The sequence below is a fragment of the Bradyrhizobium sp. USDA 4461 genome, assembly GCF_054055655.1.
Genome location: NZ_JBSRXM010000001.1, coordinates 7,061,641 through 7,078,716, shown reverse-complemented (window position 1 = coordinate 7,078,716; position 17,076 = coordinate 7,061,641). Strand labels below are relative to the sequence as shown.

The 17,076-nt window shown below is 66.1% G+C and carries 18 protein-coding genes; 9 read left to right on the top strand and 9 right to left on the bottom strand.

All coding sequences use genetic code 11. The features are described from left to right. Positions 1-39 precede the first annotated feature (39 nt). The 4 genes from rplI to rpsF form a co-directional block, all read right to left on the bottom strand. On the bottom strand, positions 40-642 hold the full coding sequence (gene rplI, locus ACVINW_RS33390; RefSeq protein WP_456755196.1) for a 50S ribosomal protein L9: 603 nt from the start codon (positions 640-642) through the stop codon (positions 40-42). A 53-nt stretch (positions 643-695) separates the two neighbouring features. Then, on the bottom strand, positions 696-1,667 hold the full coding sequence (locus ACVINW_RS33385) for a hypothetical protein (RefSeq protein ID WP_456755195.1): 972 nt from the start codon (positions 1,665-1,667) through the stop codon (positions 696-698). 127 nt (positions 1,668-1,794) lie between these two features. Next, complete coding sequence (gene rpsR / locus ACVINW_RS33380; RefSeq protein ID WP_016844287.1) at positions 1,795-2,034, bottom strand: 30S ribosomal protein S18; 240 nt, start codon at positions 2,032-2,034, stop codon at positions 1,795-1,797. 6 nt (positions 2,035-2,040) lie between these two features. Then, positions 2,041-2,508, bottom strand: a complete 468-nt coding sequence (gene rpsF, locus ACVINW_RS33375; protein ID WP_279706200.1) for a 30S ribosomal protein S6 — start codon at positions 2,506-2,508, stop codon at positions 2,041-2,043. A 363-nt stretch (positions 2,509-2,871) separates the two neighbouring features. Between rpsF and ACVINW_RS33370 the strand changes: the two genes are divergently transcribed. From ACVINW_RS33370 to gmk, 9 genes are all read left to right on the top strand, one after another. Beyond that, positions 2,872-3,576: a TetR/AcrR family transcriptional regulator C-terminal domain-containing protein gene (locus ACVINW_RS33370; RefSeq protein ID WP_456755194.1), complete on the top strand. Its 705-nt coding sequence runs from the start codon at positions 2,872-2,874 to the stop codon at positions 3,574-3,576. Continuing rightward, positions 3,573-4,598: a fatty acid desaturase family protein gene (locus tag ACVINW_RS33365; protein ID WP_456755193.1), complete on the top strand. Its 1,026-nt coding sequence runs from the start codon at positions 3,573-3,575 to the stop codon at positions 4,596-4,598. Before ACVINW_RS33370 ends, ACVINW_RS33365 begins: the two co-directional genes overlap by 4 nt. A 221-nt stretch (positions 4,599-4,819) precedes the next feature. Further along, on the top strand, positions 4,820-5,773 hold the full coding sequence (gene fabD / locus ACVINW_RS33360; protein ID WP_456755192.1) for an ACP S-malonyltransferase: 954 nt from the start codon (positions 4,820-4,822) through the stop codon (positions 5,771-5,773). A 20-nt stretch (positions 5,774-5,793) separates the two neighbouring features. Continuing rightward, a complete protein-coding gene (gene fabG / locus ACVINW_RS33355; RefSeq protein WP_018271293.1) occupies positions 5,794-6,531 on the top strand; it encodes a 3-oxoacyl-[acyl-carrier-protein] reductase in 738 nt (245 codons plus the stop codon). Positions 6,532-6,820: 289 nt separating this feature from the next. After that, positions 6,821-7,060, top strand: coding sequence for an acyl carrier protein (locus ACVINW_RS33350; RefSeq protein ID WP_002716125.1), 240 nt, complete (start codon positions 6,821-6,823; stop codon positions 7,058-7,060). Positions 7,061-7,156: 96 nt separating this feature from the next. Beyond that, a complete protein-coding gene (gene fabF / locus ACVINW_RS33345; protein ID WP_456755191.1) occupies positions 7,157-8,422 on the top strand; it encodes a beta-ketoacyl-ACP synthase II in 1,266 nt (421 codons plus the stop codon). Positions 8,423-8,549: 127 nt separating this feature from the next. Then, on the top strand, positions 8,550-9,809 hold the full coding sequence (mltG, locus tag ACVINW_RS33340) for an endolytic transglycosylase MltG (protein ID WP_456755190.1): 1,260 nt from the start codon (positions 8,550-8,552) through the stop codon (positions 9,807-9,809). A 127-nt stretch (positions 9,810-9,936) separates the two neighbouring features. Continuing rightward, a complete protein-coding gene (locus ACVINW_RS33335) occupies positions 9,937-10,824 on the top strand; it encodes a YicC/YloC family endoribonuclease (protein ID WP_456755189.1) in 888 nt (295 codons plus the stop codon). A gap of 3 nt (positions 10,825-10,827) precedes the next feature. Next, positions 10,828-11,481 (top strand): guanylate kinase, encoded by a 654-nt coding sequence (gene gmk, locus ACVINW_RS33330; RefSeq protein ID WP_456755188.1) that lies wholly within the window; start codon positions 10,828-10,830, stop codon positions 11,479-11,481. A 73-nt stretch (positions 11,482-11,554) separates the two neighbouring features. Here gmk and ACVINW_RS33325 read toward each other — a convergent pair whose 3' ends face one another. From ACVINW_RS33325 to pdxA, 5 genes are all read right to left on the bottom strand, one after another. Continuing rightward, on the bottom strand, positions 11,555-12,607 hold the full coding sequence (locus ACVINW_RS33325) for a hypothetical protein (RefSeq protein WP_456755187.1): 1,053 nt from the start codon (positions 12,605-12,607) through the stop codon (positions 11,555-11,557). A 164-nt stretch (positions 12,608-12,771) separates the two neighbouring features. Continuing rightward, positions 12,772-13,980 (bottom strand): ABC transporter substrate-binding protein, encoded by a 1,209-nt coding sequence (locus tag ACVINW_RS33320; RefSeq protein WP_456755186.1) that lies wholly within the window; start codon positions 13,978-13,980, stop codon positions 12,772-12,774. Between the two features lie 149 nt (positions 13,981-14,129). After that, entirely contained in the window at positions 14,130-15,188 is a 1,059-nt protein-coding gene (locus ACVINW_RS33315) for an alcohol dehydrogenase (protein ID WP_456755185.1), read from the bottom strand. A gap of 19 nt (positions 15,189-15,207) precedes the next feature. Continuing rightward, a complete protein-coding gene (rsmA, locus tag ACVINW_RS33310) occupies positions 15,208-16,062 on the bottom strand; it encodes a 16S rRNA (adenine(1518)-N(6)/adenine(1519)-N(6))-dimethyltransferase RsmA (protein WP_456755184.1) in 855 nt (284 codons plus the stop codon). Then, complete coding sequence (gene pdxA / locus ACVINW_RS33305) at positions 16,063-17,064, bottom strand: 4-hydroxythreonine-4-phosphate dehydrogenase PdxA (protein WP_456755183.1); 1,002 nt, start codon at positions 17,062-17,064, stop codon at positions 16,063-16,065. Between the last annotated feature and the right edge of the window lie 12 nt (positions 17,065-17,076).

Genomic DNA, 17,076 nt, shown 5'->3' with positions numbered 1-17,076 from the left:
GAGGGCCGGGCTTCAGTCTGTTGAGCGATGGAGAGAGGCTTACTTCTCTTCGGCAGCCGGAGCCGGTGCGGCTTCGTCGTCGTGCTGGGCTTCCGGATCGAAGAACTCGCCGGCGGCGGCAAGCGCCTCGGCAGCGGCGTCCTGGTCTTCCTGGCGGGTCGAGATATCCTCGCCGCGCTTGATGCGCTCGGCCTCGTCGGCGGAGCGGGCGACCGTCACGGTGACGCTGGCCTCGACCTCGGGGTGAACCGCGATCGTCACCTTCTGCTGGCCGATCACCTTGATCGGCGAGTCGAGCCAGACCTGCGGCCGGGACACCGTCACGCCATCGGTCGCCAGCGCGGCGACAATGTCGCGCACGGTGACCGAGCCGAACAGCTGGCCGGATTCGGACGCCTGGCGGATGATGACGATGTCGCGGCCGTCGATCTTCTCGGCGACCTTGGCGGCTTCGCCCTTGGCCTTGATGTTGTTGGCCTCGAGCTCGGCCTTCATGCCGTCATACTTGGCGCGGTTCGCCTCGGTGGCGCGCAGGGCCTTGCCGCGCTTCAGCAGGAAATTGCGGGCGAACCCGTCCTTGACGCGCACGACTTCGCCCATCTGGCCAAGCTTGGCAACGCGTTCGAGCAGAATGACTTCCATTTTCGTTCTCCTTTGAGATGCTAAGTATACGGTTTAAGTGGTTGGATCGAATCTCACTCCGCCGGCAAAGGCGGCGGTCTGGTTTGCAGATAGCGCTGGCGCAATCCGAGCACAGCGTCGGCGATGCCGAGCGCGAAGATCGCCACGATCGGCCAGCCGAACATGACGACCACGGCGTAGATGCCGCCGAGCCAGAAGCCGCGGCTGGCAAGCGACAGCGTCAGCGTATGCAGCACCGCGAAGCCGACCAGCGCATAGGTGATCACGAGTGCCATCGTGACGATCTGCGCCAGCAGCGCCAGCATGCCGCCGACGAAACTGAGGGCTGCGGCCACCAGCAGCGCGACCAGCGTCATGGCGGGAAGTGCGGTGGTGCGGAGTTCCGGCCACGGCCGGTTCAGCCGACCTGAGGTTTGGGTGATCTTGCCGGCCAGCCACAGGTTCAGCGTCAGCGTGATCATCGCGATGACCGTTGCCGCGAGCGGCGCGAAGATCACCAGGACGTCGACCAGCCGTTCGATCTCTCCACTGGGCTGGCCCTGGTCACCAGCGCTGAGCATCTTGAGCAGGCCACGCCGCAACGTGCCGGTGATCGTGTCGGTATCGGTGCCGAGCGTGAGCAGCGCGGCGGCCGTCGTGATGATTGCGAGGCCTGCGATCCAGAGCAGGATGCGGCCGACGGGATACCATTCAAGCGCAGGCAGCTGTTGCGTGGCGCTATCGCCCGCTGCGGCCTCGATCGGCCGGCCGAGCAACGCGAGATGGCCGAGCCACCAGCCGGGCACAGCGACCATCATTGCAAATGCGATGCTGTGGGGAAGTCCGAAGATCGCGCCGAGCACGGATGCCGCACCGACACCGCCGATGGCGGCGGCAAGCGGGCTCCAGCCGAGCGCCGCCACCATGACCGGCAGCGGTGCGAGATAGAACAGCAGTATCGAGATTGCCGCGCCCGAACTGATCGAGGCGAACATCAACGCCGACGCGGCGCCGGCGGCAAGTGCAACGGTGAAGATCCCGATCATCAGCTGTCCCGCCCCCTTTGAGCGGTTAGGGGTCCTCTCTCGAGAACCCCAACCATCGGCGACCGGACGACCCGGAAGCCTTATGAGAATAAAGCGGCCGGCGGCTTATGCCGCCGGCCGGAAACGATTAGCGGATCACGTAGGGCAGCAGGCCGAGGAAGCGCGCGCGCTTGATGGCGCGGGCGAGCTCACGCTGCTTCTTGGCGGACACGGCCGTGATGCGGCTCGGCACGATCTTGCCGCGCTCGGAGACGTAACGCATCAGCAGCTTGGAATCCTTGTAGTCGATCTTCGGCGCATTCGCGCCCGTGAACGGGCAGGACTTGCGACGACGGAAAAACGGACGGCGGGCACCAGCATCAGCCATGATTCATTACTCCTCGGTCGCAGCTTCTTCGTCGCGCGGACGGCGCGGACCACGGTCGCCACGGAAGCCGCCGCCCTCGCGGTCACCACGGAAACCGCCTTCGCGGTCGCCACGGAAGCCGCCGCCACGGTCATCGCGCTCGCGATCACGGTCGGCCTTGCGCATCATCGCGGACGGGCCTTCCTCGTGCTCTTCGACGCGCACGGTGAGGTAACGGATGACGTCTTCGTTGATCCGCTCCTGGCGCTCGATCTCGGTGACGACAGCCGACGGAGCGTCGATGTTCATCAGCACGAAATGTGCCTTGCGGTTCTTGTTCATGCGGTAGGTGAGGGAGCGCACGCCCCAGCTCTCGGTCTTGGTGACCTTGCCGCCGCCCTGTTCGACAATGCCCGTCATCTGGGCCGTCAGTTCATCCACCTGCTGGGTGCTCGCATCCTGACGCGCGAGAAAAACATGCTCGTAAAGAGGCATGGTTGTCCTTTCCTGTGTTGGCGCGGTTTCCGGCGACAAGCCCTTCGAGACCTTCGGAAAGGACTCGAGCTGCTCAGAAGGCGGGAGCACGGGACGACGGGCCGACTGGCCCTGCCACATCAAAATCAACGGGTGAGGAAATCAACGCGTGAGTTTGCTGAGACCGTCCGTTCAGCTCCCGGCCGGAGCCCACGAATGGCGCGCTTATACGGATTTTGGCCGCGAAAGCAAGCATGCGCAGCCGGTCTCGGCCGCTGGATTTGCAGGAGGGCGTAGCCCTCCGGGCAGGCTGACGCAACTTTCGGCCATTTCCCGTTGATTTCTTTGTTTGTATATCATACAAATATCTCGGGAGGACGATCAATGGGTTCGGAGACCGCCAGCGGCATGCCTGCGCCCGATCCGAAACACGCGGTGCGCGCGACACGGTCGGCGGGGCGCAAGATGCGCTCGCTGCTGCTCGATGCGGCCAGCCGCCTGTTCAAGGAGCGCGGGCTGTCGGGCACCTCGATCTCCGATATCGCCGCGGCCGCGGACGCCTTCCCGAGCCAGATTACCTATTACTTCCGCACCAAGGAGGCGCTGTTCGTCGAAGCCGCCAGCCGCGACATGCTCTATCTCGCGCGCGCGACCGAGCAGGCGGCCCTGAAGGCCCACACGCCGCGGGAGTACACGCACGCTTTGGCGGAAACCGTGACCGCGACCGACACGGTCGCCTTCTTCGCCGAGGCCCTGACGTTGACGCGGCGCCGACAGGATCTCGCGCCGCTGGTCGAGCGCACCATCGAGCGTCTGCACAGCGAAGGCGCGCGCGCCTATGCGGGCCAGGTCGAGCGTCACGGCTGGCGCTCGCTGCGCGCGCCCGAGGAGAGCTCGCGGCGCTTCTGGGCGATTGCGATCGGCGTGATCGTCGAGGGTTTTGCGATGGGGCGCGGCGCCGAGGAAATGTGTCGCGAATTGCTGCGCGCGCTCGGCGAGCAGGCAACATCGACACCGGCTGCTGACACGACGCGCCTGCGCCTGGTCGGCGATCCCAGCACTTCAACGGACGGGGAGACCAGTTCATGACCGCGCTGCGCATGCGTGCCCGCGATTTCCTGACCGAAGACGAGCTTGTGTCCGTGCGCGAGCGCACGACGTGGAAGGGCGTGGCCCTGATCGCGCATGCCTGGGTGCTGATCATCGGCGCAATCGCGATGGTCGCATGGTGGCCCAATCCGCTGACCTATCTGCTGGCGGTTGCGATCATCGGCTCGCGCCAGCTCGGCCTTGCCATCCTGATGCATGACGGCGCGCATGGCTGTCTCTCGGCCGACGAGAAGACCAATCTCACGCTGAGCCAGTGGTTCTGTGCGTATCCGATCTTCGCGGAAACCCGCGGCTATCGCCGCTATCATCTGCAGCATCACGCGCGGACGCAGCAGGAGGATGATCCGGATCTCGTGCTGTCGGCGCCGTTTCCGATCACGAAGATGAGCTACCGCCGGAAGTTCTTCCGCGACATCACCGGACAGACCGGCTACCAGCAGCGCAAGGCGCAATTGCTCAATGCGATCGGGCCGAAGGAGTGGCCGCTGTCGCGGCGCGCCGCCAACTTCTGGCAGAAGCTCGGGCCGCAATGCGTCACCAACGCGCTGCTGTTCGCGGGCCTTGCCGCCGCGGGCGTGTGGTGGGCTTACCCGCTGCTATGGCTGGTGCCGCTCTTGACCTGGATGATGGTGATCACGCGGATCCGCAACATCGCCGAACATGCCGTCGTGCCTGACAGCTCCGATCCCCTGCGCAACACCCGCACCACGCGGGCCAATATCCTCGAGCGGCTGTTCATCGCGCCGTATTACGTGAACTATCACCTCGAGCATCATCTGCTGTTCTACGTGCCTTGCTATAACCTGCCGCGCGTCCACCGCATCCTGAGCGGAAGCCGCTATGCCGGGCGGATGGAGGTGCAGCCGGGCTACGCGGCCGTGCTGCGGCTGGCGACCGCCAGGCCCGCCCATGAGGATCGTCCGGGCCAGCTGGTCAACAGCGCCCGCCGGGCGCGGGCCGGCGGCAAGGTTAATGCCGACCAGAATGCCGGCGGATTTTAGCGCCGAACCCGTCCGGCATCCCCAGGGTTCCTGCCGCGCGGCTTGACAGCGCGCCCCCCATCAGTGTCTTACGGCCCGGTCCGGAGCCGGTTGCAAGGATTGGTTGCAAGGGATCGGCTTGGACCCGCTGTGGCGCGCATCGCGCGAGGCGGATACCGTTTTCCCCTGCGGCAGGCGAGGCGCTTGCGCGGGGATCACGCTCAACAAGGTAGGGATCGCCGATGACGGCAGCATTTACGTTTCCCGGGCAGGGCTCGCAGGCGGTTGGCATGGGCAAGGCCCTGGCCGACGCCTTTCCGGTCGCCAAGGCGGTGTTCGACGAGGTCGATGCCGCGCTGGGCGAGAAGCTGACCGCGATCATCTGGGATGGTCCGGGCGACACGCTGCAACTCACCGAAAATGCCCAGCCGGCGCTGATGGCGGTCTCGATCGCCACCTTGCGGGTGCTGGAGAGCGAGGCCGGCTTCTCGGTCGGCCGTGACGCGGCCTTCGTCGCCGGACACTCGCTCGGCGAGTATTCGGCGCTGGCCGCCGCCGGCAGCCTGACCGTCAGCGATACCGCGCGGCTGCTGCGCACCCGCGGGCTTGCGATGCAGAAGGCGGTGCCGGTCGGCGCCGGTGCGATGGCCGCGCTGCTTGGCCTCGACTACGAGGCGGCGGTTGCGGTCGCCAATGAAGCGGCGCAGGGCCAGGTCTGCCAGGCCGCCAACGACAATGGCGGTGGCCAGGTGGTGGTCTCCGGCGACAAGGCGGCGGTCGATCGCGCGGTCGAGATCGCCAAGACCAAAGGGGCAAAACGCGCGATGCTGCTGCCAGTGTCGGCCCCGTTCCACTGCAAGCTGATGCAGCCGGCGGCCGATGCGATGGCGCAGGCGCTGTCCGCCGTCACCATCAAGGCGCCCGCGGCGCCGCTGGTCTGCAACGTGCTGGCCTCCGCGATCACCGACCCCGACGAGATCCGCCGCCGCCTGATCGAGCAGGTCACGGGCACGGTTCGCTGGCGCGAGTCGGTCGCCTATATGGCCGGGCAGGGCGTGACGCGGTTCTTCGAGATCGGCGCCGGCAAGGTGCTGAGCGGCCTCGTCAAGCGCATCGCCGACGGCGCGGTCGGCGTGTCCGTCGGCGGTCCGAACGATATTGCTGCGGCCAGGGATGCGCTGGCAGCGTCGGCGTAAAGAGCCGGAAGGAGAATTCGATGTTTGATCTGACTGGCAAGACCGCGCTCGTCACGGGCGCAACCGGCGGTATCGGCGGCGCGATCGCGCAGGCGCTGCATGCGCAGGGCGCGACGGTGGCGATTTCGGGGACGCGGCGCGAGGTGCTGGACGGCTTCGCGGCCAAGCTCGGCGAGCGCGTGCACGTGCTGCCGTGCAATCTCTCCAGCAAGGACGATGTCGAGGCGCTGGTGCCGGCGGCGGAAGCCGCGATGGGCCAGGTCGACATCCTGATCGCGAATGCCGGCATCACCCGCGACAATCTGTTCGTGCAGCTGCGCGACGAAGATTGGGACGACGTCATCGCGGTCAACCTGACCGCGACCTTCCGCCTCGCGCGCGCCGCGACCAAACTGATGATGCGCAAGCGCTTCGGCCGCATCATCGCGATCACCTCGATCGTCGGCGTCACCGGCAATCCGGGGCAGGGCAATTACACCGCGTCGAAGGCCGGCATCATCGGCCTGATCAAGACGCTGGGGGCCGAATACGCCAAGCGCGGCGTGACCGCGAACTGCATCGCGCCGGGTTTCATCAAGACGCCGATGACCGATGCGCTGAACGACAAGCAGCGCGAAGCCATCCTGGCCAAGGTTCCTGCGGCGCGGCTTGGAACGCCCGAGGATATCGCCGCAGCGGCGGTCTATCTGGCCTCCAACGAGGCCGCCTACGTCACCGGGCAGACGATTCACGTCAACGGTGGGATGGCCATGATTTGAGCTACTTACCGGTTCTCGCAATGCGGCGAAAAGCCGGTTTCGGGAGCCGGTTCAGGCGTGTAGTCAAGGCTTTGGAAGTATGGTAGCTGAACCCCCCGTGGATGGGCGAAGAACGCCATTGCAGGATTTTGAAACCCTGTATATTGGCGTGGCGACGCCTGCCGTTCGCCGGGGCTTTAGTCGGCTACGACCGGGCCGAATCAAGACTATGCGCGACTGAGTAATCGAGACGACCACGATGGCTCGTATCGTCTTGGGGTCGGGTCCAATGGAACAACGAGGTTGAACGATGAGTGAGATTGGCGAGCGGGTTAAGAAGATTGTGGTCGAGCACCTTGGTGTCGAGCCCGAGAAGGTGGTCGATAGCGCGAGCTTCATCGATGACCTCGGCGCCGACAGCCTCGACACGGTCGAGCTCGTGATGGCTTTCGAAGAAGAATTCGGTTGCGAGATTCCGGACGATGCGGCGGAGACGATCCTGACCGTCGGCGACGCGACCAAGTTTCTTGAGAAGAACGCGAAGAGCTGACGCCGATCGCGAAGTTGACGGGGCCGGACGGACCGCGGTCGAGCGGTCCCCCGGCTTCTTACTATTAGCCGCGCATTGCTGGCCGGAGACGTGGAAATGAGACGAGTTGTCGTCACGGGGCTGGGCATGCTTACACCGCTCGGCTGCGGCGTTGACGCAACTTGGGCGCGTATCCTCGCCGGAGACAGCGGCGGCAAGAAGATCGACACCTTCGAGGTGTCGGACCTGCCGAGCCAGATCGCCTGCTACATTCCGCGCGGCGACGGCTCCAATGGCACCTTCAATCCCGATCAGTGGATGGAGCCGAAGGACCAGCGCAAGGTCGACGATTTCATCCTCTATGCGATGTGCGCGGCCAAGCAGGCGCTTGATGATGCCAACTGGCATCCGACCTCCGACGAGGACCAGTTCGCCACCGGCACGATGATCGGCTCCGGCATCGGCGGCCTCACCGGCATCGCCGAGACCGCGGTGCTGCTGAAGGAGCGCGGGCCGCGCCGGGTCTCGCCGTTCTTCATTCCGGGCCGCCTGATCAATCTGGCGTCCGGTTATGTCTCGATCGAGCACGGCCTGAAGGGTCCCAATCACGCCGTCGTCACGGCGTGCTCGACCGGCGCGCATGCGGTCGGCGACGCGGCGCGGCTGATCGCGCTCGGCGACGCCGAGGTGATGGTTGCGGGCGGCGCCGAATCGCCGATCTCGCGCATCGGCATTGCCGGCTTCTGCGCGGCGCGGGCGCTGTCCACCGGCTTCAACGACAACCCGACCAAGGCATCGCGGCCCTACGACAAGGATCGCGACGGCTTCGTGATGGGCGAGGGCGCCGGCATCCTGGTGCTCGAGGAGTACGAGCACGCCAAGCGGCGCGGCGCCAAGATCTATGCCGAGGTCACCGGCTACGGCCTGTCGGGCGATGCCTTCCACATCACGTCGCCGCCGCCGGACGGCAATGGCGGCTTCCGCAGCATGAGCATGGCGCTGAAGCGCGCCGGCCTTGCCGCATCCGATCTCGACTACATCAATGCGCACGGCACCTCGACGCAGGTCGGCGACGAGATCGAGCTCGGCGCGGTCGAGCGTCTGCTCGGCAATGCGGCTTCCAAGGTTTCGATGTCGTCGACCAAGTCCGCGACCGGGCATCTGCTCGGTGCGGCCGGCGCGATCGAGGCGATCTTCGCGATCCTGGCGATTCGCGATAATGTGGTGCCGCCGACCATCAATCTCGACAATCCGTCGGTGCAAACCGCGATCGATCTCGTGCCACACACGTCGCGCAAGCGTGACGTCAATGTGGCGCTGTCCAATTCCTTCGGTTTCGGCGGCACCAACGCCTCCGTGATCGTGCAGCGCGTGACCAATTAGTAGGTCTTTACAACTAGTCCACCGTTTTGCCGTATTCCGCGGTGACTCCTAATAGCGGGCGTATGCTATTGGCGGGACAGGGGTTTGTCCGGCCACGATTCAACCGGCAGGATATTGGTTTGCATCGATGAGTGAGAGGCCGCCCATTTCACCGAGGAGTCCCCGCGCGGCGCTGGAGCCCGAACAGGTTCCGCCGCCGCCCAAGCGTTCGGATCGCGCCCGCAATCCCTTCGTGATCGTCGGCAATGCCATCTTCACGATCCTGATCATCCTGATGCTCGGCGCCGGCGCGACGTACTACTACGGCAAGCAGGCGTTGGAATCGCCGGGACCGCTGCAGGAAGACAAGATCGTCAACATCCCCGCGCGCGCCGGCAAGCGCGACATCGCCGACGTGCTGTCGCGCGAGGGCGTGATCAACGTCAATCCGTGGGTCTTCATCGGCGGCGTGTTTGCGCTGAAGGCGAGCTCCGATCTCAAGCCTGGCGAATATTCGTTCCAGAAGAACGCCAGCCTGCGCGACGTCATCGCCACCATCGTCGACGGCAAGGTGGTGCAGCACGCCATCACGATTCCCGAGGGCCTGACCTCCGAGCAGATCGTGTCGCGGCTCTCCGACAACGACATCTTCACCGGCTCGGTGCGCGAGATCCCGCGCGAGGGGACGCTCTTGCCGGAGACCTACAAATTCCCGCGCGGCACCACGCGCGATCAGGTGATCCAGCGCTTGCAGCAGGCGCAGAAGCGCGTGCTCGCGGAGATCTGGGAACGCCGCAATACCGATACCCCGCTGAAGTCGCCGGACCAGCTGGTGACGCTTGCCTCGATCGTCGAGAAGGAAACCGGCCGTGCCGACGAGCGCAGCCGCGTCGCCGCCGTGTTCGTCAATCGCCTGCGCCAGCGCATGAAGCTGCAATCCGACCCGACCATCATCTACGGGCTGGTCGGCGGCAAGGGCACGCTGGGACGGCCGATCAAGCGCAGCGAGATCACGCAGCCGTCGCCCTACAACACCTATGTGATCGACGGCCTGCCGCCCGGACCGATCGCCAATCCCGGCCGCGCCTCGCTGGAGGCGACCGCCAATCCGGCGCGCACCCGCGACCTGTTCTTCGTTGCCGACGGAACCGGCGGCCACGCCTTCACCGAGACCTACGACCAGCACGCCAAGAACGTTGCCAAGCTGCGCGCCTCGGAAAAGCAGATCCAGAACGACACCGTCGAGCCTGCGGATGATCCGGCGCCTGCCGCCGCGGCGCCGGGCGCAGCGGACACCAATCCCACGGCGACCACGCCGCCGAAGCCCACCAATCAGAAGAAGCCGCCGCGCAGCGGTCGCCAGGGCGCAGCCCAGCAGACCACCTCGCCGCCCGTCGTGCAGCGCTAACTTCTCGTTTCCCGGAAGTGGACGTAATTCCACTTTCACGGAATCCGTCTTAAGATCGCACCGGCCGCTCACGAGTCCCGCAGGCTCGGGGTGAGTCTCAAATCATTCTGTTGGAGAGTTTCACGCGATGGCGCTGTCGAGCATGACTGGCTTTGCCCGAAGCCATGGCGCGAGCGGTCCCTATACGTTCGAGTGGGAGCTGAAATCGGTCAACGCCAAGGGCTTTGACCTGCGGCTGCGGCTGCCGCCCGGCTGGGACGAGCTGGAGGCGCTGGCCAAGAAACGCGCCGGCGAGGTGCTGTCGCGCGGCACGGTCTACGCCAATCTGAGCGTCAAGCGCACCGACGCGGCGCAGACCATCCGCATCAACGAGGACGTGCTGGCCGCCGTAGTGAAGGTCGCGGGTGAGCTCGCGCAACGCATCGACGCGGTGGCGCCGAGCATCGACGGATTGCTCGGCATCAAGGGCGTCATCGAGGTGGTCGAGCCCGAGAGCAACGAGGACGAGGACAAGGCGGCGCGCGAGGCGGCTGCGATGGCCTTCGAGCAGGCGCTCGCGAGCCTCGTCGAAATGCGCCGCCGCGAGGGCGATGCGCTGGGCCAGATCCTGATGCAGCGGATGGACGAGATCGAGCGGCTCGCCAGGCGCGCAGAGGCTGCGCCCGGCCGCAAGCCCGACGCGATCAAGGCGCGGCTCGCCGAGCAGATCGCGGCCCTGCTCGAGACCTCCGATCGCTTCGACGCCGACCGGCTCAGCCAGGAGGCGATCTTGATCGCGACCAAGGCCGATATCCGCGAGGAGCTCGACCGCATCGCCTCGCACATCACCCAGGCGCGCGAGATGATCGGCAAGGGCGGCCCGGTCGGGCGGCGGCTCGACTTCCTCGCCCAGGAATTCAACCGCGAGGTCAACACCTGCTGCTCGAAGTCGAACGACGTCGAGCTGACCAATACCGGGCTTGAGATGAAGAACGTGGTCGAGCAGTTCCGCGAACAGGTCCAGAATCTGGAGTGAATGATGACGGCGCAGGGTTTTGACGGCGTAGAGCGGCGCGGACTGATGTTCGTGCTGTCGTCGCCTTCTGGCGCCGGCAAGACGACGCTGTCGCGCATGCTGCTCGAGCGCGAGCCGGGCCTGAAAATGTCGGTGTCGGCGACGACGCGGGCGCGGCGTCCGGGGGAGGTCGACGGTCGCGACTATTTCTTCGTCGACCGGCAGACGTTCGAAGCGATGGTCAAGCAGGATGAATTGCTCGAATGGGCGACGGTATTCGACAATCTGTACGGCACGCCGCGCGCGCCGGTCGAGGCGGCACTGTCGGTAGGACAGGACGTTCTGTTCGACATCGACTGGCAGGGTACGCAACAACTGCACCAGAAATCGGAGACCGACGTCGTGAGGGTCTTCATCCTCCCGCCGTCGGCGGCCGACCTTGAGAAGCGCTTGCATACGCGGGCACAGGACTCGGAGGAGGTCATCCGTGGGCGGATGAGCCGGGCTTCCGACGAACTGAGCCATTGGGCCGAATACGACTACATCGTGGTCAATCAGAACGTCGACGACGCATTTGCTGAAGTGCAGTCGATTCTGAAGGCCGAACGGCTCAAGCGCCAGCGGAGAACGGGCTTGACCGAGTTCGTACGCGACCTGCGACGCCAGCTCGAGAAGTAACGCTGCGGGATGGTGATGCGATCGCAGGGGATCGCATCACCCCCGTTCCGATTCCATCGGAACGGAAACGGCTCTAGTTCGCCGCGCTGCGCGCCAACCGCTGCAGCATCGCCGCGATCTGCCGGTTGTCCTGCTCGGTCTGGGCCGGATCACGTGCCGCCTCACGATGCGGCGCCGGCGTCTCGGCGCGGCGCGGAATCGGGGTCTCGGCACGGCGCGGGGTGGCCTCCGACAGGCGCAACGGACGGTCGCGGCTGACCACCGCCATCGGCGGCGCCGGCTCGGTGTGCAGCGAATCCCAGGGCGCCTGCCACTCGTCCTTGATCTGGTAGGGCGGCGTCCGCGTGCGCGTCAGGCGGAACACCAGCGCGCTGACCAGGCCGGCCAGCGCGAGCGCACCGATCATCACGATCAGCAGCATCTGGGTCGAGGACGATGACTTGTCTGCGGGCGCCTCGGCCGCAGCGGGGGCCGCTGGTGCCGGCGCGGCCGCTTGCTGCGGCGTCGTGTCGGCCTGCGCGACCACGGTCGGCTGGTCCGCGGCGTGCCGGGTGCCGTTGGTTCCGGCCATGCTCGATGCGTCCAGCCACCTGGCGTTGACGTCCGATGGCTGGGCGTTCGCGCCGGCAGGTGCGGCTGATGCCGCCGAATCGGTCGGCGCCGGCGTGCCGCCAGCCTGGCCTGCATCGGGGCTTGCGACGGGGGCGGCAGCCTGCTGCGAGGGCCATTCGGCATGGGCGTTGGCAACCGATTTGCGCATCGTCGGTTGCGGCGCCGGCTGCGCTGCCGGCGCCGGCTGGCTCGGTGGCGGCGCTGCGTCGGCTGTCGCGGTGTCGGGCGCGGCCGCGGGCTGCTGCTGCGCCGTGGCGGTCTTGGCGACAACCTTGTTCCTGGCATCACCGAGGTACCAGCATTTCTTCTGGGTGCTGCGGTCGAGGTGATAGAACCAGTGGCTCCCCGCCGGCGCCGTTCCCTTCGGCCCGGACTGACAGGTGTCGGCCGTCTTGGCATTCGCCGTATTGGTTTCCGCCGGCGTGGCGGCGTTCTGGGCCACGGCGCCGAAGTTGGCCCCGGCCACAATGCTGGCGGCAAGCGCCGCAGCGAATTTCGCTGAACGATTTGACATACGCGTCCCCGGTATTCTTTTTTACGCAAACGCTGGTGACGCCAATCTCGGTAAAGAGTTGGGTCGCAATGCGCCGCAAATCCGGAACGGGTAGGGCTTAATTGAGGCTCGTAGCGCGTCGCAATTGCGGCGAGCCGGTGGCCGAGGACCGATTGCAAGCGGGTTCAGTTGCTTTCGAGCACATCGCTGAACAGCACGTAGCGCTCGCCGTTGAAGCGGACCAGGCGCATTTGCTTGATCGGCCGCAAATCGGTCGGCGAGGTGCGCAGGCGGATGCCGGGCAGCAGCAGCGGCAACTCCATGTCGAGATGCGAAGCCTGCTTCATGACGTTCTCGCGCGTCAGTTCGTTGCCGCACTGCTTGAGGATCTGCACCACCGCATAGCCGATGTTGTAGCCGTAGGGTGCGTAATAGTCGCTCTTGTCGACATGCGGGTTGTACTTGTCCATCCAGACGTTCCAGGCCTGCATGGCCGGATCGTCCTTCCACTGCGGATCGGCGGGGTCCTTCTGATAGGCCGCCGAAATCACGCCCCTGGCGGCCTCGAAGCCCGCGGGACGGATCGCACCCGCGATCGAGGAGCCGACGCTGGAAAGGAATTCCTGCGGGTGCCAGTCGATATCGTAGGCCTTGCGGATCGCCTGCGCCGCGAATTTCGGCACCGCGGCGATGAACAGCACATTGGCGCCCGCGGCCTTCAGCGACACGATCTGCGAATCCACGGTGGGATCGCTGGTGTTGTAGGCCTGCTGCGACACGATCATCGACGCGGCCTTGTCGCCGAGCCCGCGCTTGAAGCCCAGGATGTAGTCGCGGCCGAGATCGTCGTTCTGCGCGAGGATGCCGATCTTCGCGTCCGGCAGCGTCGACAGAATGTACTTGGCGTAGATCTCGCCCTCGGACGCGTAATGCGGCGTCCAGCTCATCGTCCACGGATAATGCGCGGGATCGTTGAAGATCGTGGCGCCGGATCCGACGAACAGATGCGGCACCTGCTTCTGGTTGATGTATTTCACCACGGCCATGTTGGGCGCGGTGCCGACCGGGTTGACCAGGAACAGCACCTCGTCGCTCTCGATCAGGCGGCGGATCTGCTCGACAGTCTTGGGCGGGCTGTAGGCATCGTCGAGGCTGATGAAGTTGATCTTGCGGCCGTTGACGCCACCCTGATCGTTGATCATCGCGAAAAAGGCGGTGATCGAGATCGCGCCGGCCGAATAGGCCGACGCCGGACCGCTATAGGGCGTCGTGGTGCCGATCTTGATGTCACTGTCGGTGACACCGGGCCCATAACGCTTTTGCGCAAGGGCCGGCACGATGGCGAGGGCGAGCGCGAGCGCCGCCCATGCCCCGATCGAACGTGCCCTCCTCATTCGCGTCCTCCCCCTGTTGTCGGGCGAGGCCGGCGGGACGTCGGCTAAAGCGCGATGACGCGCTTTAGCGTCCTAAGAGCATGATTTCCGCGCAAACGCTCCGCGTTTGTCGCGAGGGAAAACCGCTACACGCTTTTCCGGACCATGCTTTAATTCTTCAGGACGATGCGTCCCACGACCTTGCCGGCGCGCAGCTCGTCGATCCATTTCTGGACGTCGGACATCGGCTCTTCCTTCATCGGCGTCGGCTTGATCTTGCCGGCGCGCGCGAGCGCCATCAGCTCCTGGCCTTCGGCCAGCGTGCCCACCATGAAGCCTTCGATGGTCATGCGCTTGTAGACCCACTGCACCATCGGCAGCGTGAACTGGCCGCCCATCAGGCCGGACACCACGATCTTGCCGCCGCGTGCCACCGTCGACACCGCAAACGCCATCGACTTCTCGTTGCCGGCAAAGTCGACGACGCCGTCGAAGCCGCCGTCGCTCTCCTTCAGCATGCGCTTGACGACATCGGGCTCCGCCGGATCGTAGGCCGCCGCCGCACCGTTCTTCAGCGCGGTCTCGCGCGCCGCGGGACTGAGATCGGCAACCGTGATCGGCTGCTTGAACATCGCCTGCGCGAACGACAGGCCCATCATGCCGACGCCGCCGAGACCGATCAGCAGCAGGTTGCGCTGGCGCGGCCGATCGACCAGGCGCTTCAGCGCGCCATAGGCGGTGACGCCGGAGCACATCAGCGTGGCGGCCTGGTTGACCGGCAGCGGATCGTAATCGAGCAGATACTTTGCGTCGGGCACCAGCACATGGGTGGCGAAGCCGCCGTCGATCGAGACGCCGAGGAAGCGCTGCTTGACGCAGAGGTTCTCGTCGCCGGCGAGGCAGTCGCGGCACTGGCCGCAGCCGATCCAGGGGAAGACGGCCTTCTTGGTGCCGACCAGATGCTTCGGCGCGTCGGGCCCGACCTCGTCGACGACACCTGCGATCTCATGGCCGAGCGTGAAGGGCAGGGTCATGCCGCGGGTGGTGTCGAGCTTCTTGCCGCCGCCGAGATCGGCGTAGCCGTCCTGGATGTGGAGATCGGAATGGCACAGGCCGCAGCGCTCGATGCGCACAAGCACTTCGCGTCCCTGCGGCTTCGGGGTGTCGATGATGGTTTCGCACAGCGGCGCATCGAATTTGACGAGGGATTGGCGAACCATACGCGCCATTACGTTTTCTCCTGTTGTTCTATTTTGTGGACCGTATATCGGCCAATTCCCTCGCCATGGCAACAAAGCCCGAGACCGGGATGGTCTCGGCGCGCCGTGTCGCGTCGATACCGGCTGCGGCCGCCAGCCGGGCCGGATCGGCCGAGAGCGCTTTCAGGCTTTGGCGCAGCATCTTGCGGCGCTGGCCGAAGGCGGCGGCGGCGACCTGCTCGAGCAGGCGGCGGTCGCACGGGGCGGGCGCGGCGCGCGGGATCAATTGGACCACCGAGGACGTCACCTTCGGCTGCGGCACGAAGGCTGCGGGCGAGATGTCGAACAGGATCTTGGTCTCGGCGCGCCAGTTGGCGAGCACCGCGAGCCGGCCATAGGCCTCCTCGTCCTCATGGGCGACGATCCGTTCCGCGACCTCGCGCTGGAACATCAAGACCATGGTGTCGTACCAGGGCGGCCACGGCTCGATCGACAGCCAGTCGACCAAGAGCTGGGTTGCGATGTTGTAGGGCAGGTTGGCGACGATCTTGGCCTTGGCCCCGTCAAGCAACGGACGCGGATCGAAATGCTGCGCGTCGCCATGCACGATCTCGATGCGGCCGGGGTAGCGCTTGACGATATAGCTGAGTGCGTCGATCGCACGCTCGTCGCGTTCGATCGCGATCACGCGCTTGGCACCCATCGCCAGCAGCGCGCGCGTCAGTCCGCCGGGGCCGGGCCCGACCTCGATCACGGTGCAATCTTCCAGCGGGCCCGCGGCGCGGGCAATGCGCGCGGTGAGGTTGAGATCGAGCAGGAAATTCTGGCCGAGCGATTTGCGCGCCGACAACGAATGCTCGCGAATGATGTCGCGCAGCGGCGGCAGATCGTCGATCGCGCTCACTTAGCTCGACGCCGCGGCCATGCGCGCGGCGAGCCGCAGCGCGGCGATCAGGCTCGACGGATTGGCCTTGCCGGTGCCGGCGATATCGAACGCGGTGCCGTGATCCGGCGAGGTCCGGATGAACGGCAGCCCCAGCGTAACGTTGACGGCATCCTCGAACGCGACGGTCTTGATCGGGATCAGCGCCTGGTCGTGATACATGCAGAGCGCGCAGTCATAGGTTTTTCGCGCGGCGGCGTGGAACATGGTGTCGGCGGGCAGCGGGCCGCGGGCGGCAATGCCCTCGCGGCGCAGGATCTCGACCGCAGGTGCGACGATCTCGACGTCCTCCATGCCGAGCGTGCCGTCTTCACCGGCATGCGGGTTGAGGCCGGCAATGGCGAGCCGCGGCGCCGCGAGGCCGAACCGCGTCTTCATGTCGGCGAGCACGATCCGCGCGGTCGACACGATCAGGTCGGGGGTCAATTGCGCCAGTGCCTCGCGCACCGATACATGGATCGTCACCGGCACGACCGCCAGCGCCGGCGACCACAACATCATCACCGGCTGCGGCGCAGCCCCGCCGCGCGCGGCCAACTCGGCGAGAAATTCAGTGTGGCCGGGATGGCGGAAGCCGGCACGGTACAGCACGTTCTTGGCGATCGGATTGGTGACGACGGCGCTGGCCTTGCCCGACGCGACATCGGCGACGGCCTGACGGATCGACGCCAGCGCGGCGTCGGCGCTGCTCCCGTCGGGCTTGCCCGGTCGCGCCGTCGCCGCCTTGCCGGTCGCGACGACGGGCAGGGCACGTGCAAAGGCCGCGGACGCTTCCTCGGCACTGACTTCGGCGAACGCAACGGCAAGCCCGAGCGTCTTGGCGCGCTCGGCCAGCGCGGCGCGGTCGCCGAGCAGATAAAACGGCGGAAGATCGAGCTCGCGGCGCCGCAGCCATGCTGCGAGCGTGATGTCGGGGCCGATGCCTGCGGGCTCGCCCGATGTCAGTGCGAGAGGTTGGGCCATGCGTCAACGATA